Annotated in this window: 21 protein-coding genes and 1 pseudogene; 7 read left to right on the forward strand and 15 right to left on the reverse strand. The window is 70.7% G+C overall.

Annotated features, from left to right (window positions below):
* Window positions 1-431 precede the first annotated feature (431 nt).
* Window positions 432-659: an integrase core domain-containing protein gene (locus ACFYPS_RS31785; RefSeq protein WP_387329404.1), complete on the forward strand. Its 228-nt coding sequence runs from the start codon at window positions 432-434 to the stop codon at window positions 657-659.
* A gap of 327 nt (window positions 660-986) precedes the next feature.
* Here the strand turns inward: ACFYPS_RS31785 and ACFYPS_RS31790 are convergent, their stop codons facing one another.
* Complete coding sequence (locus tag ACFYPS_RS31790; protein WP_387329328.1) at window positions 987-1982, reverse strand: helix-turn-helix domain-containing protein; 996 nt, start codon at window positions 1980-1982, stop codon at window positions 987-989.
* Between the two features lie 126 nt (window positions 1983-2108).
* Here ACFYPS_RS31790 and ACFYPS_RS31795 point away from each other — a divergent pair, with 126 nt between their 5' ends.
* Entirely contained in the window at window positions 2109-5825 is a 3717-nt protein-coding gene (locus ACFYPS_RS31795; RefSeq protein ID WP_387329331.1) for a S8 family serine peptidase, read from the forward strand.
* Window positions 5826-5957: 132 nt separating this feature from the next.
* Here ACFYPS_RS31795 and ACFYPS_RS31800 read toward each other — a convergent pair.
* A pseudogene (locus ACFYPS_RS31800) lies at window positions 5958-6128 on the reverse strand (IS256 family transposase); the annotation flags it as partial.
* Between the two features lie 142 nt (window positions 6129-6270).
* Between ACFYPS_RS31800 and ACFYPS_RS31805 the strand changes: the two are divergent.
* Genes ACFYPS_RS31805 through hypF form a run of 5 tightly spaced genes read left to right on the forward strand, consistent with a single transcriptional unit; the run spans window position 6271 to window position 10522 of the window.
* Entirely contained in the window at window positions 6271-6648 is a 378-nt protein-coding gene (locus tag ACFYPS_RS31805; protein ID WP_387329334.1) for a helix-turn-helix transcriptional regulator, read from the forward strand.
* Between the two features lie 10 nt (window positions 6649-6658).
* Window positions 6659-7273: an SIS domain-containing protein gene (locus ACFYPS_RS31810; RefSeq protein ID WP_354967839.1), complete on the forward strand. Its 615-nt coding sequence runs from the start codon at window positions 6659-6661 to the stop codon at window positions 7271-7273.
* Window positions 7270-7512: a HypC/HybG/HupF family hydrogenase formation chaperone gene (locus ACFYPS_RS31815; protein ID WP_354967840.1), complete on the forward strand. Its 243-nt coding sequence runs from the start codon at window positions 7270-7272 to the stop codon at window positions 7510-7512. The genes ACFYPS_RS31810 and ACFYPS_RS31815 overlap by 4 nt, the downstream gene beginning before the upstream one ends.
* 55 nt (window positions 7513-7567) lie before the next feature.
* A complete protein-coding gene (locus ACFYPS_RS31820) occupies window positions 7568-8233 on the forward strand; it encodes an SIS domain-containing protein (protein WP_387329337.1) in 666 nt (221 codons plus the stop codon).
* Between the two features lie 9 nt (window positions 8234-8242).
* Window positions 8243-10522, forward strand: a complete 2280-nt coding sequence (gene hypF / locus ACFYPS_RS31825; protein ID WP_387329340.1) for a carbamoyltransferase HypF — start codon at window positions 8243-8245, stop codon at window positions 10520-10522.
* Window positions 10523-10583: 61 nt separating this feature from the next.
* On the opposite strand, the gene hypE is transcribed toward hypF, so the two are convergent.
* Genes hypE through ACFYPS_RS31890 form a run of 13 tightly spaced genes read right to left on the reverse strand, consistent with a single transcriptional unit; the run spans window position 10584 to window position 20535 of the window.
* Complete coding sequence (gene hypE / locus ACFYPS_RS31830; protein ID WP_387329343.1) at window positions 10584-11735, reverse strand: hydrogenase expression/formation protein HypE; 1152 nt, start codon at window positions 11733-11735, stop codon at window positions 10584-10586.
* Window positions 11732-12859, reverse strand: a complete 1128-nt coding sequence (gene hypD, locus ACFYPS_RS31835) for a hydrogenase formation protein HypD (protein WP_387329346.1) — start codon at window positions 12857-12859, stop codon at window positions 11732-11734. Before hypD ends, hypE begins: the two co-directional genes overlap by 4 nt.
* A 13-nt stretch (window positions 12860-12872) precedes the next feature.
* Window positions 12873-13145 carry a HypC/HybG/HupF family hydrogenase formation chaperone gene (locus ACFYPS_RS31840; RefSeq protein ID WP_354967845.1) on the reverse strand — a complete coding sequence of 91 codons (273 nt, stop codon included), beginning with the start codon at window positions 13143-13145 and terminating at the stop codon, window positions 12873-12875.
* Between the two features lie 21 nt (window positions 13146-13166).
* Entirely contained in the window at window positions 13167-13268 is a 102-nt protein-coding gene (locus ACFYPS_RS31845) for a DUF6893 family small protein (RefSeq protein WP_387329349.1), read from the reverse strand.
* A 29-nt stretch (window positions 13269-13297) separates the two neighbouring features.
* Window positions 13298-13501, reverse strand: coding sequence for a hypothetical protein (locus ACFYPS_RS31850; RefSeq protein WP_387329352.1), 204 nt, complete (start codon window positions 13499-13501; stop codon window positions 13298-13300).
* Between the two features lie 14 nt (window positions 13502-13515).
* Window positions 13516-14130 carry a DUF5947 family protein gene (locus ACFYPS_RS31855; protein WP_387329355.1) on the reverse strand — a complete coding sequence of 205 codons (615 nt, stop codon included), beginning with the start codon at window positions 14128-14130 and terminating at the stop codon, window positions 13516-13518.
* On the reverse strand, window positions 14127-14738 hold the full coding sequence (locus ACFYPS_RS31860) for a hypothetical protein (RefSeq protein ID WP_387329358.1): 612 nt from the start codon (window positions 14736-14738) through the stop codon (window positions 14127-14129). The genes ACFYPS_RS31855 and ACFYPS_RS31860 overlap by 4 nt, the downstream gene beginning before the upstream one ends.
* Complete coding sequence (locus ACFYPS_RS31865; RefSeq protein ID WP_387329361.1) at window positions 14731-16530, reverse strand: nickel-dependent hydrogenase large subunit; 1800 nt, start codon at window positions 16528-16530, stop codon at window positions 14731-14733. Before ACFYPS_RS31865 ends, ACFYPS_RS31860 begins: the two co-directional genes overlap by 8 nt.
* Window positions 16527-17648, reverse strand: a complete 1122-nt coding sequence (locus tag ACFYPS_RS31870; protein WP_387329363.1) for a hydrogenase expression protein HypE — start codon at window positions 17646-17648, stop codon at window positions 16527-16529. Before ACFYPS_RS31870 ends, ACFYPS_RS31865 begins: the two co-directional genes overlap by 4 nt.
* A complete protein-coding gene (locus ACFYPS_RS31875; protein WP_354967851.1) occupies window positions 17645-18184 on the reverse strand; it encodes a hemerythrin domain-containing protein in 540 nt (179 codons plus the stop codon). Before ACFYPS_RS31875 ends, ACFYPS_RS31870 begins: the two co-directional genes overlap by 4 nt.
* Window positions 18184-18540, reverse strand: coding sequence for a hydrogenase maturation nickel metallochaperone HypA (locus ACFYPS_RS31880; protein WP_354967852.1), 357 nt, complete (start codon window positions 18538-18540; stop codon window positions 18184-18186). The genes ACFYPS_RS31875 and ACFYPS_RS31880 overlap by 1 nt, the downstream gene beginning before the upstream one ends.
* A complete protein-coding gene (locus tag ACFYPS_RS31885) occupies window positions 18533-19129 on the reverse strand; it encodes a hydrogenase maturation protease (protein WP_387329366.1) in 597 nt (198 codons plus the stop codon). The genes ACFYPS_RS31880 and ACFYPS_RS31885 overlap by 8 nt, the downstream gene beginning before the upstream one ends.
* Window positions 19126-20535, reverse strand: coding sequence for a hypothetical protein (locus ACFYPS_RS31890; protein ID WP_354967854.1), 1410 nt, complete (start codon window positions 20533-20535; stop codon window positions 19126-19128). The genes ACFYPS_RS31885 and ACFYPS_RS31890 overlap by 4 nt, the downstream gene beginning before the upstream one ends.
* Window positions 20536-20645 lie beyond the last annotated feature (110 nt).

The following is a 20645-nucleotide window of genomic DNA, read 5'->3' on the forward strand; positions in this document are numbered from 1 at the left end:
GGGTGCCTCCACGATCCGCCGGATCCTCAAACGACTCGGCTTACCACCAGCGCCGCTGCGCCGCGACCACACCATCTGGCGGCGGTTCCTGCGCACCCAGGCGTTGACCATGCTGGCCTGCGACTTTTTCCACGTGGACTGCACACTTACCCTCCAACGCCTGTACGTGTTCTTCGTCATCGAGGTCGACAGCCGCTACGTGCACATCCTCGGCATCACCACCAACCCCAACGGGCCGTGGACCAACCAGGCGGCCCGTAACCTCCTTATGGACCTTGGTGAACGCGTCGACCAGTTCGAGGTCCTCATCCGTGACCGAGCCGGCCAGTTCACCGTCGCCTTCGACGCCGTACTGGCCGATGCCGGCGTGACCGTGTGCAAGGTCCCCCCCGCAATGCCCGCGGGCGAACGCGCATGCGGAACGGTTCGTCCTGACCGCCCGCAGCGAGGTGACCGACCGCATGCTCATCTTCGGCGAACGACATCTACGCCGAACACTCGATCAGTACGCACGTCACTACAACGGCCACCGTCCGCATCGGGCCCTGCAGTTGCAGCCCCCACGGTCCGACCGTCCCGTCGTTGACCTCACGCATGAGCGGATCAAACGCCGACCAGTCCTCGGCGGGCTGATCAACGAGTACGAACGAGCCGCGTAGAAGTCCAGCTCGGGCCCCATGACAGGGATTTGGCACCCCACAGGTCAACGAGTGCTACGCACAGGAGGCACTCGCAGAGGCGCGGCGAGCTCTTCGGCCGGGAAGCATGACCGGCTAACTGGCAAGAACGCGGCGGATCTCGTCACGCAGGCTGGCGGGGTGCGCGGCGCAGCGCTCAAGTTCGGCGATCACCGTCCGCTCGCGACAATGAATCTGCCCGGAACCTCTGCGAACAGACAGGATCAAGAGGGGACCAGCAGGTCGATAGGCAGCAGCGCGAGCCAAATTCCTCGCGGACGGACCGCCTGGCCGCACCAGGTCGCCCGCTCACAGCCAGCCGCGGCGTTCCGCCAGGCAGCCTGCTTGGAACCGGCTCGACGCTCCGAGCTCGGTCATCACGCGCTGGAGCCGGCGGTACGTCGTCCGGGTGCTCCAGCCGTTCACGCGCGCGATCGCCGTGTCGGTCAACCCCGCCATCATCATCGTGAGCAGTGACCGGGTTTCCTCGTCCGGCCGAGTGAGGCCACCAAAAGCACTCGGCGTCACCGCGGACGCGTCGAGCGGGGCGGCCTGGGCCCATTCGCCCTCGAACAGAGCTTCGAGGGCGGTGAGCAGCGGGGAGCGCCGGACGAGGTAGGCGACCTGCAGGCCGCTCCGGCTGAGGTCGAACGGGATGAGGGCGTCCTGGTCGTCGCGGATGATCAGCTTGATGGGCAGGGTCCGCCGGGTCCGGGCTTCTTCGCCGCCGCGTACGGCGGGCAGGATGTCCGTTTCCAGCTTCTGGGGCCAGGTCACCGCGTCCAGGCTGTAGATCACGCGGTGCGCCACGCCGTCGTTCTGGTGGCGGGCGATCTGCGCCTGGGTGTTCCTGGCGGCGCCTGCGCCCCCGGGCACCTCGTAGTAGGGCGGCGTGTCGAACACTCGGACCTGCTGGTGCGCCTCGGATTCCAGGTGGGCGACGGCCGCGGCGATCGTTTCCCGGTCGGTCAGCTGCTCGATCACGAGTTCGGGGCTCGTCCGGTGCGCGCTGCGGTGAATTTCCGAGAGCGAGTGCACCTTCGCGCGCGCCGCGCTCAGTTCGCGCTCCCGCAGCTGCACGAGCTGGTTGATCGCGATGTCAGGGGGAGCGGCCAGGTACCGCGCCGGGCTCCCACTACCGGCCGCCAGGTGCTTCGCGTTGAGGGCGGCAAGGGTCCGCTGCACCGGGCCCGCCGGGGTCGACAAGTGGTCGGCGAGCGCGGCGACCGTCGACCCGGGCAGGGCGACCAGCGCTTCGTAGACCCGCTCCTCGTCAGCGGACAACCCCAGGACTGCGAGCTTCATTGTCGAGATTGTGCCAGCTGGCAGTAAGCAGCCACGAGGGGATCTTGCGGCGTTGATCGACGGCTGGCACTGTTCGGCCGCAGTGGCGCCCGTTGAGCTGCGCCCGCGCAGGAAGGAACCCCACCGTTGAGAACTTCACGCACGCGTCGGGCCATCGCGGCGGCCGCATGCCTCGCGTTGTCGCTCAGCTCGATCGTGGTCGCCGGTTCGGCGTCGGCCGCTCCCGGCGGATCATCGGGGCGCACCGCCCCGCAGACCCACACTGTCACCCTGATCACTGGTGATGTCGTCACGGTGAACGCGACCGGTGACGCCGGTGACAGCGGAGGGACGATCTCGGTCAACGGACCGGACGGCGGACCCGCCGACGCGAGGATCTTGGAGTCGGCGGGAGACGTGTACGTCTTTCCGTCCTCGGCGCTGACCTACCTCGGCAAAGGCGTGCTCGACCGGCGGCTCTTCAACGTCACGGACCTGATCGCCGACGGCTACGACGACGCTCATCGCGCCGACCTGCCCCTGATCGTCTCCTACGCCACCCAGTCGGCGGGGTTCCGCGCGAACGCCACGCCACGGGGATCGGCGCTGGTCCGCCCACTCACGAGTGTCGACGGTGCCGCCATCACCGAGAACCGCGTGCAGGCGCGCGATTTCTGGGCCGCGGTGACGGCAGGCACGCCGTCGTTCTTCGCGGCGGGTGAGGTGACCCCGGCTTTCGCGAACGGCATCAAGCAGATCTGGCTCGACGGCAAGGTGTACGCGGACCTGGCCGAATCGGTCGCGCAGATCGGCACGCCGGAGGTCTGGGCCGGCGGCGACACCGGGCAGGGCGTCGACGTCGCGGTCCTCGACACGGGTGTCGACGAAGGCCACCCCGATCTGGCGGGACGCATCGTCGAGACCCGCAGCTTCATCGCCGGCGAGGACGTCCAGGACGTCCGCGGCCATGGCACCCACGTCGCTTCCACCATCGCCGGCACGGGCGTCGCGTCCGGCGGCGCCGAGAAGGGTGTCGCCCCCGGCGCTCGCCTGCACATCGGAAAGGTGCTGGCGAACTCGGGCTCCGGCAGCGACTCCCAGGTCCTCGCCGGCATGGAGTGGGCGGCGGTCGAGCAACACGCCAAGATCATCAACATGAGCCTGGGTACGCAGGAGCCTTCCGACGGTACGGATCCGTTGTCGCAGGCCGTGAACCGGCTCAGCGCGCAGACCGGCGCGCTGTTCGTGATCGCGGCGGGCAACACCTCCGGCCCCGGTACGGTCAGCTCGCCAGGTGCAGCCGACGCGGCCCTCACCGTGGGCGCCGTGGACAGCGGTGACCACCTCGCCGATTTCTCGAGCCAGGGTCCCCGGGTCGGCGACGGCGCGCTCAAGCCGGAGATCACCGCCCCCGGCGTCGACATCCTGGCCGCGCGGTCGCAGTACACCGCCGAAGGGGAGGGCTTTTACCAAACGATGAGCGGCACGTCGATGGCCACGCCGCACGTGGTCGGCGCTGCCGCGCTGCTCGCCGCGAAGCACCCCGAACTCACCGGCGCCCAGCTGAAGGACCTGCTGACCAGCACCGCCAAGCAGACTCCCGACTACACCGCGTTCCAGGCCGGCAGCGGCCGCGTGGACGTGGCAACCGCCGGCCGTGCCGGGATCTTCGCTTCGGCCACCGCCTCCGCCGGGCAGAACGAAGCCGGCCCGATCCGCCGGCCGGTGACGTACACCAACCTCGGTGGCACGCCGACGACGCTCGCACTGTCGGTCGCGGCCTCCGGCGTACCCGAGGGAATGTTCCGGCTCTCGGACGACCGGGTCACCGTGCCCGCGCACGGCACCGCTACGGTCACCGTGACCATCGATCCGTCGGCCGCGCCCGGCGGGTCCAACGGCTTCAGCGCCCAGATCCTGGCCACCGAACCGGACGGCGCGCTCGCCGCGCACACCGCGGTCTCGGTCGGCGCGCCGGCGCACCTGCTGACCATCAACGTCAAGGACGCCGCGGGCAAACCCGCGTCGGCGTTCGTCATCGTGCTCCGGGCGGGCGATCCAAACCCGATACCGGTGCCGGTCGACGGCACGGTGAGCTTCTACACACCGGACGACCAGTACTCGGCGCTCGGCTACCTGGCCGTGCCCGGGGTCCACGGCCCGAACTCACAGGGGCTGGCGCTGCTCGGCGATCCCGACTTCACGTTCACCCAGGACCGCACGATCACGCTGGACGCCGGCCGCGTCCGGCTGGTCGACGAGACCACCCCGCAGCCCGGCGTCCCCACCTACCTGCGGCTCGAGTACTCGCGGATGGTCCACGAGGACGGCCGCTGGCACGACTTCGTTCTCGCGAACGAAAGCGTCGACAGCCTGTGGATCCAGCCGCAAGGCAAGGTGACGCACGGCGACTTCATCGTCGGTGCGCGGTGGCGCAAGGAACAGCCGGCGCTGACGGTGTCCGCCCGGGGGACCGACTACACCGACGTCCTCCGGCAGCGGGGCGTCACCGCACTGCCCGACGGAACCCGGACCCTGCCGTTGGTCTTCGCGGGTGCGGGGGCGCCGTCGGACTACGCCGGCCTCGGCGCGAGGGGCAAGGCGGTGATCATCCGGCGGTCCGCGTCGGCGACCCCGTCCGCGCTCGCAGAGGCGGCGGCTGACGCGGGCGCCAAGCTGCTGCTGGTGGCCAACGACCGGCCCGGCCGGCAGAGCCTCTACTTCGGGACGGACTCGGGGCAGCCGAGCCCCGTCGACGTCGGGCTCCTCAGCTCCGACGAGGGCGAGAAGCTGATCGCCCAGGCCCGGCAGCGCAACGCGCTGCGCACGGAGTCGCACCCGGCGCCGGCCTACGTCTACGACCTCATGCACACCTGGGACAACGAGTTGCCCAAGAGCATGGTCGTCCGCGCTTCGAGCAAGAACCTCGCGCGCATCGACCAGACGTTCGCCGGCGCCGTCCCCGCTGGTGCGGGCGAGGAGTGGCGGTACGACTTCCCGACGTACTCGGAATGGGGTATCGGGAACTACGTCGCCATGGCCGCCAGCGGCCGCCGCACGGACTGGGTCAGCACCGACGGTGCGAACCGGTGGGGCCACGAGGTCTACGACGGCCTCCTGGGCCAGTGGGGCGTCCGCCGGTCGTACAAAGCCGGCACCGTGTCGGACGACGAGTGGTTCACCCCCATCCAGCGGCCCTACCTCAACAACAACTACCTCGGGCCGGCGCGTACGGAGAACGAGATGCGGATCGACGTGCCGGGGTACGGCAACGCCGACCACACCGGCGCGATCTCGGACTTTCAGCACGCGAGTCAGACCGTGACCCTCTACCAGGGCGACACCCAGCTGGGCACGTCCAGCAACGGGCTCATCATGTACCCGACGGCACCCAGCGCCGGGCCGCGGCAGTACCGCCTGGTCGTCGCGAACCAGCGCGACGCGTCCGTCAGCCCCTACTCGTCCTCGACCACGACAGCATGGACGTTCACCTCCGCCGCCCCGAAGGTCCCCGGCCAACGGGACCTGCTCCCGCTACTGCAGATCCGCTACGCCGTTGACCCGGACGCCTCCGGATCCGTGCCCCGCGACTCGACGTTCGGCGTCACCGTCGAACAACGCGCCCCTGTCTCAGTCGGCCTGACCGCGGTAACGGTCGCCGGCGGCGGCACCCCTCGCTCGCCCGGCGTCGAGGTCTCCTACGACGACGGCGCCACCTGGACCCGCCTCCGCGACGACCACCGAGGCGCCTACCGCCTGGACGCACCGAAAAAGGCGCACTTCGCCTCCCTCCGGGTAACCGGCACCGATTCCGCCGGTAACTCCGTCACCCAAACAATCCTTCGCGCCCTCGGCCTCCACTAACCCTTAACCCCTTGCGGCCCGCCCCAAGGGCGGGCCGCAAGTACGCGAACCTCAACGTTCTTTCGCGGTCACTTGCCCTGTGGGGTGCCAAATCCGGGGCTGTCTCGCTAACGGTGTTTCCGGCGATCTTGGTTAGTAGGTTTCAGCGGCCGGGAAGCGGTCGCTGAAGGTGATGGCGAAGGCGTTCAATGCGGGTTTCCAGCGCATCGTCCATCGGGTTCTGCCTGCTCCGGTGGGGTCCAGGGACCGGGTCACCAGGTACAGACACTTCAACGCGGCCAGCTCGTTGGGGAAGTGGCCGCGGCCCGCGGTTCCGGATGTTCGATCCGGCCGCGGCCGCGGCGCTGCTCATGGTGCGAGCCGAACCGGGCATTCCGCCTCGTTTGGGAGCGAAAGTGTGTTTAGCTGTTGAAAAGGTGGCGCGCTGCGCCGGGAAGGGATTGGCATGCACGGACGTGAGCTGCGTGGTCTGCTGCATCCGTTCCTCCTGCTCCTGATCTTCGAGCGGCCCGGTCACGGGTACGACCTGATCGACCGGCTCCGGGACCTGGGACTGACCGATGTGGAACCCGGCCATGTCTACCGCGTGCTGCGCGGCCTGGAACGCGACCGGTCGCTGGTCTCCGGATGGGAGACCGCCGAAGCGGGGCCGGCCCGCCGGTGCTACCAGCTCACCGCCAAGGGCCGCGACGATCTCCGGTCGTGGACCGTCCAGCTGGCGCAGCTCGACCAGGTCATCGGCGCCTGTCTGCGCCGCTCGGCAGGCGCCTTCCAGAGCGCGGATCCCGGCGGCGCTGACCGGTACGTCGCTGCCCGACCCTGAACGGAGGAGCATGGAGTCGTCTGTCCTGCCGGCCGTTGGCCGCGCGTTCGCCCGCCGGGTGGCACCGGCGCAGGCGCTCGCCGGCGACGCGCCGCAGATCGCCCGGGCCTGCTACGAGATGGCCGTACGCTTCCATCGCGGCGGAAAGCTGATCGTCTTCGGCAACGGCGGGCCGGCGACCGACGCCCAGCACATCGTGGTGGAGTTCGTTCACCCGGTCATCGTCGGCAAGCGAGCCCTGCCGGCGATCTCGCTGACCAACGACGCCGCCACCCTCACCGGGATCGCCCGGGCGGAGGGCTTCGACGAGGTGTTCGCGGCTCAGCTGCGCCTGCTCGCCGCCCCGGAGGACATCGCGCTCGGCCTGTCCGCCGATGGCCGGTGCACCAACGTGCGGCGCGGTCTGGTGACGGCCCGCGACCTCGGTCTCCTCACCGTCGGACTCCTCGGTGGCGATGGCGGTGACATCGCTCGGGACGCCATCGCCGACCACGTCGTCGTCGCCCGCTCCGAGGACCCGTGCATCGTCAAGGAGGTGCACGTGACGATCTATCACATCCTGTGGGAGTTGGTGCACGTGTTGTTCGAGCAGCCCGGACTGCTGGAGCCGGAGCTGGTCCGGTGAACCCGCAGCCGGTGACGACGACCCGGGCCATGCCCGAGTGCCACGACGACGTGTGCATCACCTGTTCCGATGCGGCGGTCGCCGTCCGGGTACGGGAGGTGCTGGCCGGCGGCTTGGCGATGGTCGACACGGACGCCGGGCCGGAGGAGGTCAGCGTGGCCCTGGTCGACGCGGGACCGGGCGACGTAGTGCTGGTGCACGCCAAGGAGGCCATCGCCGTCGTGGAGAAGCGGTCGTGAGCGCGAGGAGTGAGCCGGATCTGCGAGCCCCGCAGCCGCGAACTGAGGTGGCCCCGTGAGCGCCGGGGTCGAGGGCGCGATCGGGGCGCTCTACCCGTTCCTGGACACCCGGCCGACCGACGTGGACGCGGTGCTCGCCGAGGTGGCGCAGTCTACCGCGGCGAAGGCGGCGGAGATCGTCGCCCTGCGCGAATCCCTTGTCGCCGAGCACGGGCAGCGGCTGGTCGACTGCGCCCGCCGGTGCTCCGCGGCTTTCCGGGCCGGCGGCACGCTGTTCGCGTTCGGCAACGGCGGCAGCAGCACCGACGCGCAGGACATCACGCAGTTGTTTCTGCACCCACCGGCGGTCGCCCGGCCGTTGCCGGCCATCTCATTGGCCCACGACGTCGCGTTGATCACCGCACTCTCCAACGACGTGGGGTTCGAGGTGGTCTTCGCCCGGCAGCTGGCGGCGTTCGGTCGGGCCGGGGACATCGCGGTGGGGCTGTCCACCAGCGGCGGATCGAACAACGTGCTGCGCGCATTCGAGGAGGCTTCCCGGCGCGGCATGCTCACCATCGGGCTCGCCGGGTACGACGGCGGCCGGATGGCCGAGTCCGAGTACCTCGACCACCTGTTCGTGGTGCCGTCGGCATCGGTGCACCGGGTCCAGGAGGCGCAGACGACGGTCTACCACGTGCTCTGGGAACTCACCCAGCAGGCGCTGGCCGACGAACTCTGACCGGTCGTCATGGACCTGGCCAGCGTGCGGCGGGTGCACGTCCGCGTCGAGGGCATCGTGCAGGGGGTGGGCTTCCGGCCGTTCGTGCACGCACTCGCCACCGAGTACGACCTGGCCGGCTTCGTCGGCAACGACACCGCGGGCGTCTTCGTGGAGGTCGAAGGGGACGGGGAACGGCTGGCCGCCTTCGTGGCCGACCTCAGCCGGCGGGCGCCGACCCTCGCCGAGGTCGAGCGGCTCACCACCGAGCCGGTCCCGCCGACCGGCCGGCCCGGCTTCGCCATCGTCAGCAGCGTCACCGGCGCCGGCCGGGACGCCCTGATCTCCCCGGACACCGCCACCTGCCCGGACTGCCTCGCCGAGCTGGCCGACCCGGCGGACCGGCGCCATGGCTACCCGTTCACGAACTGCACCAACTGCGGCCCGCGTTTCACGATCGTCGAGGACGTCCCGTACGACCGCCGCACCACCACCATGGCCGGGTTCCCGCTCTGCGTCGAGTGCACCGTCGAGTACGCCGACCCGGCGAACCGCCGCTTCCACGCCGAGCCGGTGTGCTGTCCCGCCTGCGGTCCCGCCCTCCGGTTCGTCACCGCCGACGGCGCCCCGGTCCCCGGTGACCCCCTGAACACCGCCGTACGGTGGCTGCGGGACGGCCGGATCGTCGCGGTCAAGGGCCTCGGCGGCTACCACCTGGCCACGAGAGCCGACGACGATCGGGTCGTCACGGCGCTGCGCGCCCGCAAGCACCGCGAGGAGAAGCCGTTCGCCGTGATGGCCGCCGACCTGCCGACGGCGCGCACCCTGGTCGACGTGGCGCCGGCGGCCGAGGCGGTGCTCACCAGCGCCCGCCGTCCCGTGGTGCTGCTGCCCCGCCGCGCCGACGCCCCGGTCGCCGGGTCGGTGGCGCCGGGCAACCGCGAGCTGGGGGTGCTGCTGTCGTACACGCCGCTGCACCAGCTGCTGCTCGGGCGACTGGGCATGCCGATCGTGTTGACCAGCGGCAACGTCTCCGACGAACCGATCGCGCACCGTGACGACGACGCCCGTCGGCGGCTCGCGCCGATCGCCGACGGATTCCTCGTGCACGACCGGCGGATCCACGTCCGGACCGACGACTCGGTGGTCCGCGTGTTCCGCGGCCGGGAACTGCCGGTACGGCGGTCCCGCGGTTACGTGCCCGCCCCGATCACGCTGCCGTGGCGGTTCGACCGGCCGGTGCTGGCCTGCGGCGCGGAGCTGAAGAACACCTTCTGCGTGGCGAAGGGACGGCGCGCGTTCGTGTCGCACCACATCGGCGACCTGGAGAACTACGAGACGCTGCGGGCGTTCACCGACGGCATCGCGCATTTCACCCGGCTTTTCGACGTCCGGCCGGCGGTCGTCGCCCACGATCTGCATCCCGAGTACCTGTCCACGAAGTACGCCCTGCGGCGCGATGACGTCGAACTGCTCGGCGTCCAGCACCACCACGCCCACATCGCGTCCTGCCTGGCCGACAACGGCGACCCCGGCCCGGTGATCGGCGTCGCCTTCGACGGTCTCGGGTACGGCCCGGACGGCACCCTCTGGGGCGGAGAGTTGTTCGTCGCGGACCTCACCGGGTTCGAGCGGGTCGGTCACCTCGGCGCGCTGCCGATGCCGGGTGGGGCCGCGGCGGTACGCGAGCCGTGGCGGATGGCGGCGGCCTATCTCGACGAGATCTACGGCGACGCCGTACCGGAGCTGCCGGTGCTGCGCCGGCACGAGCGGCAGTGGCCCGCGGTGGTGGCGCTGGCGCGGACCGGGACGAACTCGCCGCGTACCTCCAGCGCCGGCCGGCTCTTCGACGCCGTCTCGGCGCTTCTCGGCCTGCACGACCGTGTCACGTACGAGGGGCAGGCCGCGATCGCCCTGGAGCAGCGGGCCCACCGTGACGAGCGGGGCGGCTACCCGGTCGAGGCGGGCGGCCCCGTGCCGCTCCTGGAGGCCGGGCGCGGGCTGGTCCGGTGCGTGGTCGACGACCTGCTCGCCGGCGTGGATCCCGGCCGGATCGCCGCGCGCTTCCACCATGGCCTGGCGGACGCCGTGGTCCGGTCGGCCGGAGCCGTCCGGGAGAACACGGGACTGACCACCGTGGCGCTCTCCGGCGGGGTCTTCCAGAACGTGCTGCTGCTCGACCTGGTGGTGAGCGGGCTGGAGCGGGACGGCTTCCGGGTGCTGGTGCACTCGCGGGTGCCACCCAACGACGGTGGCATCTCGCTCGGCCAGGCCGTGTTGGCCGCAGCGCGGGCCGTACCGGCCGGCTGACGGCGCGATCAGCGGTGGCCGCGGCGCGCGCCGTGCCCGCCGGCTGGCCCCGCGACCGCCGTCAGCAGATGCGGGGGAGTGGGTCGCCGACCAGCATGTCGACCACCCGGGTGCCCCCGAACGCGGTCCTGAGCAGCACCATTCCGGGCGGGTCGGCGGCGACGCGGCCGATCACCGCCGCACCTTCGCCAAGCGGGTGGCCGCGCAGCGCCGCCAGAGCGGCCTCCGCCTGCGTGCCGTCCACCACGGCCACCAGGCGTCCCTCGCACGCCACGTAGAGCGGGTCGATGCCGAGCAGCTCGCAGGCGCCGGTCACGGCCGGACGCACCGGTACGGACGCCTCGTCGACGACGACGGAGACCTGCGCCGCCTGCGCCACCTCGTTGAGGACGGTCGCCACACCGCCGCGGGTGGCGTCGCGCAGCAGCCGAACCCCGGGAGCCGCGTCCAGCAGGGCGTCCACCAGCCCCGGCAGCGCCGCGGTGTCCGAGGCGAGGTCGGCGGCGATGTCCAGTTCACCGCGGGCGAGCATGATGGTGACTCCGTGGTCGCCGATCGGCCCGGAGACGACGACCGCGTCACCCGGGCGGATGTGCGCGGCGCCCAGGCTCAGCGGCCGCTCCAGCACCCCGACGCCGGCCGTGTTGACGTAGCAGCCGTCGGCCTTGCCCCGCTGCACCACCTTCGTGTCGCCGGTGACGACCTGGACTCCGGCGCGCGCCGCGGCGGCGGCCATGGAGGCGGTGATCCGCCGCAGGTCGGCGACGGGGAAGCCCTCCTCTAGGATGAACCCGGCCGACAGGTACAGCGGCCGGGCGCCGCTGACCGCGAGGTCGTTGACGGTGCCGTTGACCGCGAGGTCGCCGATGTCCCCGCCCGGGAAAAACAGCGGCGACACCACGTACGAGTCGGTGGTGAACGCCAGCCGGCCGGTGCCCACGGAGAGCACGGCGGCGTCTTCGAGCGCCTCCAGCGTCGGGTTGCGGAACGCCTCGACGAACAGCCCTTCGACCAGGCTGTGCGTCGCCTTCCCACCCGCGCCGTGCGCGAGCGTGATCCGGCTCTCCCGGATCTTCGGCGCGCGCTGGCGGGCCCGTTCGATGCGCTTCAGCACCTGCTGCTCCGGCGACAGCCGCCCCGGCTCGCGCTCGGTCGTCGCCTCCGCCTCGGCCACCGCGCGCTCGGCCCACCCGGCGGTGCGTTCGGTCGTCATGCCCGGACCGCCTCCGTCAGCCGCTGCCTCGTGAAGCGGCCGAAGTTGTAGTAGGCGGCGCACGCACCCTCCGAGGAGACCATGCACGTGCCGATGGGGGTCTCCGGCGTGCACGCGGTGCCGAACACCTTGCACTCCCAGGGCTTGAGTACCCCCTTGAGCACCTCGCCGCACTGGCAGGCCTTCGGGTCGGCCACCCGTACCCCGGGCACGTCGAAGATCCGCTCGGCGTCGTACGCCGCGTACTCGTCCCGCATCCGCAGTGCGGAGTGCGAGATGAAGCCGAGGCCGCGCCACTCGAAGTACGGCCGCAGCTGCATGACCTGGCCGATCGCCTCTAGCGCCCGCAGGTTGCCGTCCCAGGGCACCACCCGGGTGTACTGGTTCTCCACCTCGCAGCGCCCCTCGGCGAGCTGTTTGAGCAGCATGAAGACCGACTGCAGGAGATCCAGCGGTTCGAACCCGGCACACACCAGCGGTTTGCCGTAGTCGCGGGTGATGAACTCGTACGGCCGACAGCCGATGACGGTGGAGACGTGCCCGGGTCCGAGGAAGCCGTCGAGCCGCAGGTCGGGTGAGTCGAGGATCGCCTTGATGGCCGGCAGGATGGTGACGTGGTTGCAGAACACCGAGAAGTTATCGATGTCGTCGGCGGCCGCCCGCAGCACGGTCATCGCGGTCGACGGCGAGGTAGTCTCGAACCCGATCGCCATGAAGACCACCCTGCGGTCCGGGTTGGTCCGGGCGATCTTCAGGGCGTCCAGCGGCGAGTACACCATCCGGATGTCCGCACCGGCCGCCTTGGCGTCCAGGAACGAGCCGTTCCCGCCCGGGACCCGCATCATGTCGCCGAACGCGGTCAGGATGACGCCCGGCTCGTTGGCGATGGCGATGGCGTCGTCCACCCGGCCCATCGGGATGACGCAGACCGGGCAGCCCGGCCCGTGCACGAGTGAGACGTTCTCCGGCAGGTAGTCCTCGATCCCGTGCTTGTAGATGGTGTGCGTGTGCCCGCCGCAGACCTCCATGAACTTGTACTGCCGTCCCGGCTCGCACAGCGCGGCGATCTGGGTGGCCAACGCCTGGGCCTTGTCCGCGTCGCGGTACTCGTCGACGAAACGCATCTGGTCGCCCCCTCTAGGTGATGTCAGATTCGGCGAGCGCCTGCAGCTCGTCGGTGTACGCCTGCCCGAGGCCGGTCAGCAGCGCCAACGTGGCGGCCGCCTCGGCTTCGTCGATCTTCGACATGGCGAACCCGACGTGGACCAGCACCCAGTCCCCGACGCCGATCCGGTCCGCTCCGAGCAGGCCGATGTTGACCGCCCGCCGGACGCCCACGACGTCCACGACGGCCAGGTCGTCGTGACCGGCCTTGATCTCGACGATCTCGCCTGGGATCCCAAGACACATCGATTTGCTGGTCCTCTCCGGTCACATCTTCTCGATCTTGATGTAGCGCCGCAGTGCGGGAAGTTCCTTCCAGAACACCCCGACCACGGCGACGCCGGCCAGCAGCGCCAACAGCTTCCGCACAGCTCACCTCCTTCGGACCCGCGCCGGGCTCAGCCGGGCGGCAGGTTCGGCATGGTCGGCAGGATCGGGCCGTGCTTCTCGGGCCGGATGCCGGTCGAGCGGCGGCCGTCCACCGTCCCGTCCGCGTTGTGGCCCGCCTGCTTCTTTCTCCGCGAGTTGCCCTCTTCGACGCCCTTGGTGTGCGCCGGCGCGTCGAGTTCGATATCGGGATCGCCCACCCGGATCTCGCCCATTACCGCCCCCTCCATCAGTTGTCGCCGGACGGCCCACCGTGCCGCCGCCCGAGATCGTCGAAGAACCCCGCGATTTCCCGCCACACCGCGCTTCCCCCGGACATGCCCGTCCAGTGCCGGCGGATGAGCGCCACGAGCCGGAAACAGTCGTCGACCGGCACCACCCACTGCTGGCCGCCGCCGCGCGGCGTGCCCGTCCACACCAGGAACGCCTCGACCCGTGGCGCGAGTTCGGCCAGCGCGGGTGATCGTGCCTCGATGGCCCGCCAGGCGCCGGCATCGATCTCCGACTCGGTCGTGCCGAGCGGGCTCGGGTAGCGCCCGAGCACCCGGCCGTCCCGCTGCTTCACGAAGAACACCAGGCCGACGGGCACGCCGAGCTCGTCGGCGGACAGCCGGGTCAACCGTCTGCCCTCGGTGGGGACGAGCTGGTACCGGCCGCCGCCGGCCGCCTCGCGGTCGAACAGCAGGGAGCACGGCGTGCAGGAGCACATCAGCTCCCCGTCCTGCTCGTCCCAGACGTGCCGGTGCTCGGGGCCGACCGGCTCGGCGCACATGCCGCAGCGCTCGACCGCGGCCGCGCGCTCCCCGGCGCGGCGGATCGCCCGCTGCAGCGCGCTTGCCGTCATGCCGGGCCACCCAGCGCCACCGGCCCCGCAACGCGCCCCGCCTCGCGCATCGTCGCCACCTCGGGCCGGTCCGGCCGTTGCCACAGACTGGTGACCGGGATCAGCGGCGGAGCCGGCGCGGGTGCTACCACGTCGACGGCGGACAGCTCCGGCGCGAACGTCAGCACCTGCTGCTGCACCAGGTCCCGCAGGACGGTGCCGCCACCGCCGCACGACCTCGCGGACAGGCTGATCCGCGCCACCTCGTCCTGGACACCGATCAGCGCGATCTCGGCACCCTGCGCCTGCAGCTGCGGCCGAAGGTCGTCCACCGCACGGGCCACCCGCCGGTCCAGCGGATCCGGATGGATGCGGTGCAACAGCAGCAGGTGCCGCAGCAGCTCGTCGCCGGTCAGCCGGTCGAGCGCGCGAGGGTCGTCGGCGGCGAGGTCGGTGACCCGGGCCAGCGCCTCGCCGTACACCTCGGTCAGCACCTCGACGGCGTTCAGCGCCAGCTCGGCGGTGCGGCCGGGGGTCTGCTCGAGCTGGGCGAGCACGGCGTCCAGGCGGGCCAGCCGCGGCTCGACGGCGGCGTCGTCGAGCCGCGGGACGTCCGGCGGCTCAGCCATGCGACGCGCCGAACATCGGCGAGTGGATCTTCTTGAGGGTCTGGCCGCCGCCGACGTACATGTGCACCCCGCACGGCAGGCAGGGATCGAAGCTGCGCACCGCCCGCATGATGTCGACGCCCTTGAAGTTGTCCGGGCCGTTCTCCTCGAAGATGGGCGTGTTCTGGATCGCGTCCTCGTAAGGCCCGGGGGTGCCGTAGCTGTCGCGGGGACTGCCGTTCCACGGTGTCGGCGGGTACGGTTGGTAGTTGGCGATCTTGCGGTCGCGGATCACGATGTGGTGCGACAGGATGCCCCGGACGGCCTCGTGGAAGCCGCAGCCGATGGCCTCGTCCGGCACCTCGAACTCGGCGAAGACCCGCATGTCGCCGGCGCGCATCCGCTCCATTGCCCGCTCCAGGAAGTACAGCGACATCGCCGCGGCGTACGCGATGAAGTAGGCCCGCGAGCGGTCCCGCTCCAGGGCGTTCGACCATTTCGGGATCTTCCACTCCAGCGTCATCTCGGGCAGCTGCTGGCTCTTCGGCAGCGAGATCAGCACGCTGTTCCCTGTCGACTTGACGTACGGGGTGTCGACCATCTTCGCCAGCGCCGTGGTGTACAGCCGGGCGAAGCAACCGCCGCCGGTGTCCAGGGCGAGGTGCTCCCCGCTGCTCTTGTCGAACCAGCGGGGGCTCATCACCCAGCTGTACTTGTCGCTGAAGTCGCGCTTGCCGGGATCCGGGAGGGTGGTCTGGTTCCAGGGGTGGCGGATGTCGACCGGGTTGCCGAGCGGGTCGTACTTGACGAACGGATCCTCCTGGCCCGCCCAGTCCTTGTAGTAGGAGCTGCCGAGCAGGATCCGAATGCCGAGGTTGATGTCGACCAGGTCCGTGGTGAGCAGCTTGCCGTCGACGACGATGCCGGGCGTGACGTGCATGGCTCGTCCCCAGTTCGTCATGGTCTCGTAGCGGTAGTCGACGACGTCGGGGTTCTGGAACGAGCCCCCGCAGCCGAGCAGGACTCGGCGGCGGCCGACCTCCTCGTAGCCCGGCAGCGCCTCGTACCAGAAGTCGAAGATGTCGTCGTTCATGGCGACGGCCTTCTTGACGAAGTCCAGGATGCTGATCAGCCGGCTCAGGTAGTCGGTGAACAGCGACGGCTGGGGCATCGTGCCGACGCCGCCGGGATAGACCGTCGACGGGTGGACGTGCCGGCCCTCCATGAGGCAGAACATCTCCCGGGTCGTCCGGCTGACCTTAAGCGCTTCCTTGTAGACCTCGCCTTCGAACGGGTTGTAGGCCCGCATGATGTCGGCGATCGTCCGGTAGCCGTGGATGTCCCGGCCCGGTGCCGCGGTCTTTTCGGCCAGGGCGAGCACGCTCGGGTTGGTCTGCTTGACCATCGCCTCGCAGAAGTCGACGAAGACGAGATTGTCCTGGAAGAGGGTGTGGTCGAACATGTACTCGGCGGCCTCGCCGAGATTGATGATCCACTCGGCCAGCGGCGGGGTTTTGATGCCGTACGCCATGTTCTGCGCGTACACCGAGCAGGTCGTGTGGTTGTCGCCGCAGATGCCGCAGATCCGGCTGGTGATGAAGCCGGCGTCCCGCGGATCCTTCCCCTTCATGAACACCGAGTAGCCGCGGAACAGCGACGACGTGGTGTGGCATTCGGCGACCACGCGGTTCGCGAAGTCGATCTTCGTGTAGACGCCGAGGTTGCCGATGATCCGGGTGATCGGATCCCACGCCATCTCCACCAGTTCGCCGGGTTTCTGGCCAACGGCCGGCTTCGGTTCCGTCGCGGTCACGACTTGTTCCTTTCCATTGCCGCCTGTCGACGGGGATCTGCCGGAGCGTACGGGCGCCACCGGGGGTTGTAGCCGCTGGTGAGTTCCGGACCGTTGTGGTGCCACTTCGGTTCCTTGTTTGCGGTCGCGTTGGTGATGCTGCGCAGGCGGCGGATCAGGGCGCCGTACGGCTTGATCATCAGCGTGGAAAGGCTGCCACCGGGAGGCATGTCCATGAACGGCATGAACTTGTCGGGGAAGCCCGGCATGGTGCAGCCGATGCAGATGCCGCCGACGTTGGGGCAGCCACCCACGCCGCCCATCCAGCCGCGCTTCGGGACGTTGCAGTTGATGACCGGCCCCCAGCAGCCGATCTTCACCTGGCACTTGGGCGAGTTGTAGTCCTTGGCGAAGTCGGCCTGCTCGTAGTAGGCGGCCCGGTCGCAGCCCTCGTGCACGGTCTTGCCGAACAGCCACTGCGGCCGCAGCATGTGGTCCAGCGGCGGGGGCGGGGCCGAGCCAGCGGCGTGGTAGAGCACCCAGGTCAGGGTCTCCATGAAGTTCTCCGGCTGGATCGGGCAGCCGGGCACGTTGACGATCGGCAAACCGCCCTGCGATCGGAAGTCCCACCCGAGATAGTCGGCCAGGCCCATGCACCCCGTCGGGTTGCCCGCCATGGCGTGGATGCCGCCGTACGTCGCGCACGTGCCGGCCGCGACCACCGCCCACGCCTTCGGCGCCAGCTGGTCGAGCCACCAGTTCAAGGTCAGCGGCTCACCGGTGTGCTCGTCATTGCCGAACGAGGTCCAGTACCCGTCGCCGTTGATGTTCTCGTTCGGGATCGAGCCCTCGATCACGAGGATGAACGGCTCGCGCATCTCCCCACGGGCCGCCTTCCGGTATGGCGCCAGGAACTCCTCACCGCCGGCGGTCGGCGACAACACCTTGTTGTGCAGGTTGACCTTCGGCAGACCGGGAACGAGCCCGAGAACGACGTCCTCGATCGCCGGCTGAGCGGAGGCCGTCATCGACACGGAGTCGCCGTCACAACTCATGCCCTCGGAGATCCAGAGGATGGTGACCTCGTCGAACCCGTTCTCCTGCGGGATCACCGCGGTGTCGCGTACGCCCTGTGTCATGTGCGTGGCCTCCCTTGGATCCGATCCCGCAGCCGGTCGTAGATGGCCGCCACCGGCACCGCGAGGGCCAGCGCCGGCGGCTTGTCCGGCGCGTGCGGGTGCGGGCGCGTCGGGGCCCGCTGCTTGCCGTGGTCAATCTCCTGGCCCAGCTCGCGGAGGGCCTGCTCGTCGGCCCGGACGCTCAGCTGCGGCATGAGCTCGTTCTCGTCGTCCTGCACATGCCGTGCGACGGCGGACGCCAGCCGCTCCATCAGCTCGTCCTGCGCGTGATCGCCGGTCCGGCAGCGGTCCAGCTCGAGGAGCAACTCCTTGATCGGCCGGTGCCCGGAGAGGTGCCGGTCGACCTGGCCGTCAGCCAGGACCTTCGCGGCGAACGGGTAGAAGAGAACTTCCTCCAGTGCGGCGTGCTTCGACAGCTCGCGAATGAGGATCTCCACGACGCCGCGGCGCTGCGCGTCCGATTCCGCTGCCTGATAGTCCCGAAACAGCTGTTCCACCACGCGGTGGTCGTGCCGGAGCAACTCCGTAGCGTCCATCAGACCGCCCCCCGTCCGGCGCTGTCCACCGTGATCGATTCCAGTACGACGTCGTCGCTGCCGGTGACGTCGATGTCGACGCCCCCGCACTGCGGGCAGGACACCATCGCGAGGTGGTCGTCGACCGGCCCGCTGCGGCCGCAGCCGTGGCAGGCCACCGTCATCGGTTCGAGCACCAGGTCGACGGCGGTGTCCGCGGCGACCGTGCCGGCCGCGGCCAGCTGGATGCCCTGCGTGACGACGTCGCGGTCGACCGGATGGCCACCGATCCGCACCCGCAGCCCGGTGACCCGGCGGCCGGCGGCCCGCCGTACCGCCGCCGCCACGATCGCCTCGGACAGACCTGTTTCATGCATGCGTGCTCACCCCCCGTTCGCTGCCGTCTGCGGGCGTGCCTGGTGCCGGCCCGTCGCCGCGCCCCAGCCGCGCGGCTTCCTCCCGTACGATCCCCGTCACCGTCCGGACCGCCTCGTCGAGCGCGGCGGCCACCGGAGCCGACAGCCCCATGCGCTCGTCGAGGACCGCGGGACGGCAACCCACCACGAGGACCCGGTCGACGCTCCCGCCCAGGCCGCGCAGCAGGTGCAGCACCGACTCGGGATCCATGCCGTGCGCGTCGGCGGCCGGCGCGTCCAGCACGTCGGCCGGCCGTAGCGTCCAGCCCGGATCGTCGAGGTCCACCTGGAGTACGGCCAACGTCCCGGGCGGTTCGTCCAGCGGCAACGCGTCCACCAGGACCAGCACGTCGTGGCGGCCGTCCAGCAAATCGTAGGCCAGGTGTATCCCCCGGATGCCGTAATCGGACACATCCACCCCCGGTGGGAGGACCGCGTCCCGCAGTCGCCGGACGACCTCGACGCCGAACGCGTCGTCGCCGAGGAAGATGTTGCCGATGCCGGCGACCAGGATCCGCCCGCCGTCGGGGCTGCTCACGGCGCCGCTCACGGGGTCGCCACCTCTCCGGTCAACGGCTCGACCTCCTCGGGACGGAAGTGACGCAGCCGCCCGTACCACTGGTGCAGCTCCGCGCCCGGGTCGTCGTCCACCGTCACGGCCAGGAATCGTGACCCGTCCACGTCGAGCAGCACCTGCTCCACACGGGCGGTACGGCCCTCCAGGAACATGTCGTGGGCGTCCGTACCCCGCCGGCGGGGCCGTAACCGGACCCGGCTGCCCCGCGCCAGCAGAGCGCCCGCGACCAGCACCGTCTCGGTCTCCGGCGCGATCCCGTCATCGGCGCCGGGCTCCCACCATGGCCGTTCCGGGTCGGGGGCGGCATCGCCACCCCGGCGTACGGGCGCCAGGGCCCGGAAGGCGCCGTGCAACCGTTCGAACACCGCGGGCGGCATGGCCTCGACCCGGTCGACGATCGCGGCGGCCCGGGGATCGGTGGCCCGCGCCTCCCGCTTCTCGGCGTCGGAGAGCGTGAGCGTCCGCAACGAGAGGATCTCGTCGATCTCGGCCGCGTCGTGCAAGTCACCCGGGCTCTCCGGCGCGATCTGCGGGTGGTCGTAGAGGATGATGGGCGACGAGAGCAGCACGTCGGCGCTGCCAGGTTCGCCTGCGAGCACCGGGAACGTGTGCACGTTGCGGCACTCCCGGGCTGCGCACGCCGCCCACTCCGGCGGGTCGAGCAGGGACAGGAACCGCCCCCGGCTGACCGTGGCCAGCGTGTGGGCCGCCAGCAGGCAGTGGCGCAACGCCTCGTCCCGCGGGCTGTCCGGCGGGATGGTCCCGTCCGTGTTCTCGACGCGTATCGCGAGCCGCAGCAGGGGGAACGGCGCTTCGGCCGGGGCGGCGGAGACGGTGACCGACGCGGACAACGGCCAGCGCCGGCGCACCACCCGCCCGACCGGCTCGCTCCGGCCGTCGACCAGCGGCTCGACGTCGTCCCCACCCGGTAGCCGGACGTCCAGCCGGCGGCCCCGCCGCAGGTCACCCACCGACGCCTCGATGTCGAACTCCCGCGGCACCGCCTCGTCGAAGCTGAGCTCCGTGCGGCCACCGGCCTCGATCCGGTCGACCGGCCGGTACCCGCCGGCCGTCCGCTGCTCGGTCAGCTTGCGTTGCAGGTGCAGGAACCGCAGCCGGATTCGGACGTTCGCCGGGTCTGGCGCTTCCAGCAGGCACTCGGTCTGCTGCCACGGCGACTCCGCGGAGCCGGCCACGCCGCTGTCGACCAGGCCGTGCGCCGCCGCCCAGGTCGGGGGCACCAGGACCCCGAACTGCCAGCGGACCCGGTTCTTTCCCGATGAGCGCCGATAGGGATAGAGCAGGTAGCCCTCGTACAGGATCGCGTCCGCGACCGCCTCGGCGCGGTCGATCCGGGAACTGGGGCGATCGGTCGGCACGGTACTCAACCCCCTTCAGGGCCTGCTCGGAACCCGCTGCGGCAAGCGGTCACACTGGTCTAACCCGTCCCACCAGGCGGCCGTAAGTGCGTGCCGCCGGTACGTGCCGA

It is taken from the genome of Micromonospora sp. NPDC005087 (assembly GCF_042872965.1).
Taxonomy (GTDB): domain Bacteria; phylum Actinomycetota; class Actinomycetes; order Mycobacteriales; family Micromonosporaceae; genus Micromonospora.

Coding starts and splice junctions, on each gene's coding strand:
- ACFYPS_RS31850 (WP_387329352.1), bottom strand. CDS start 13,501: ATGGGCGAGATCCGGGTGGGCGATCCCGATATCGAACTCGACGCGCCG.
- ACFYPS_RS31790 (WP_387329328.1), bottom strand. CDS start 1,982: ATGAAGCTCGCAGTCCTGGGGTTGTCCGCTGACGAGGAGCGGGTCTAC.
- ACFYPS_RS31805 (WP_387329334.1), top strand. CDS start 6,271: ATGCACGGACGTGAGCTGCGTGGTCTGCTGCATCCGTTCCTCCTGCTC.
- ACFYPS_RS31880 (WP_354967852.1), bottom strand. CDS start 18,540: ATGCATGAAACAGGTCTGTCCGAGGCGATCGTGGCGGCGGCGGTACGG.
- ACFYPS_RS31860 (WP_387329358.1), bottom strand. CDS start 14,738: ATGGCTGAGCCGCCGGACGTCCCGCGGCTCGACGACGCCGCCGTCGAG.
- hypE (WP_387329343.1), bottom strand. CDS start 11,735: ATGACGACCGAACGCACCGCCGGGTGGGCCGAGCGCGCGGTGGCCGAG.
- hypD (WP_387329346.1), bottom strand. CDS start 12,859: ATGCGTTTCGTCGACGAGTACCGCGACGCGGACAAGGCCCAGGCGTTG.
- ACFYPS_RS31810 (WP_354967839.1), top strand. CDS start 6,659: ATGGAGTCGTCTGTCCTGCCGGCCGTTGGCCGCGCGTTCGCCCGCCGG.
- ACFYPS_RS31840 (WP_354967845.1), bottom strand. CDS start 13,145: ATGTGTCTTGGGATCCCAGGCGAGATCGTCGAGATCAAGGCCGGTCAC.
- ACFYPS_RS31870 (WP_387329363.1), bottom strand. CDS start 17,648: ATGACACAGGGCGTACGCGACACCGCGGTGATCCCGCAGGAGAACGGG.
- hypF (WP_387329340.1), top strand. CDS start 8,243: ATGGACCTGGCCAGCGTGCGGCGGGTGCACGTCCGCGTCGAGGGCATC.
- ACFYPS_RS31875 (WP_354967851.1), bottom strand. CDS start 18,184: ATGGACGCTACGGAGTTGCTCCGGCACGACCACCGCGTGGTGGAACAG.
- ACFYPS_RS31855 (WP_387329355.1), bottom strand. CDS start 14,130: ATGACGGCAAGCGCGCTGCAGCGGGCGATCCGCCGCGCCGGGGAGCGC.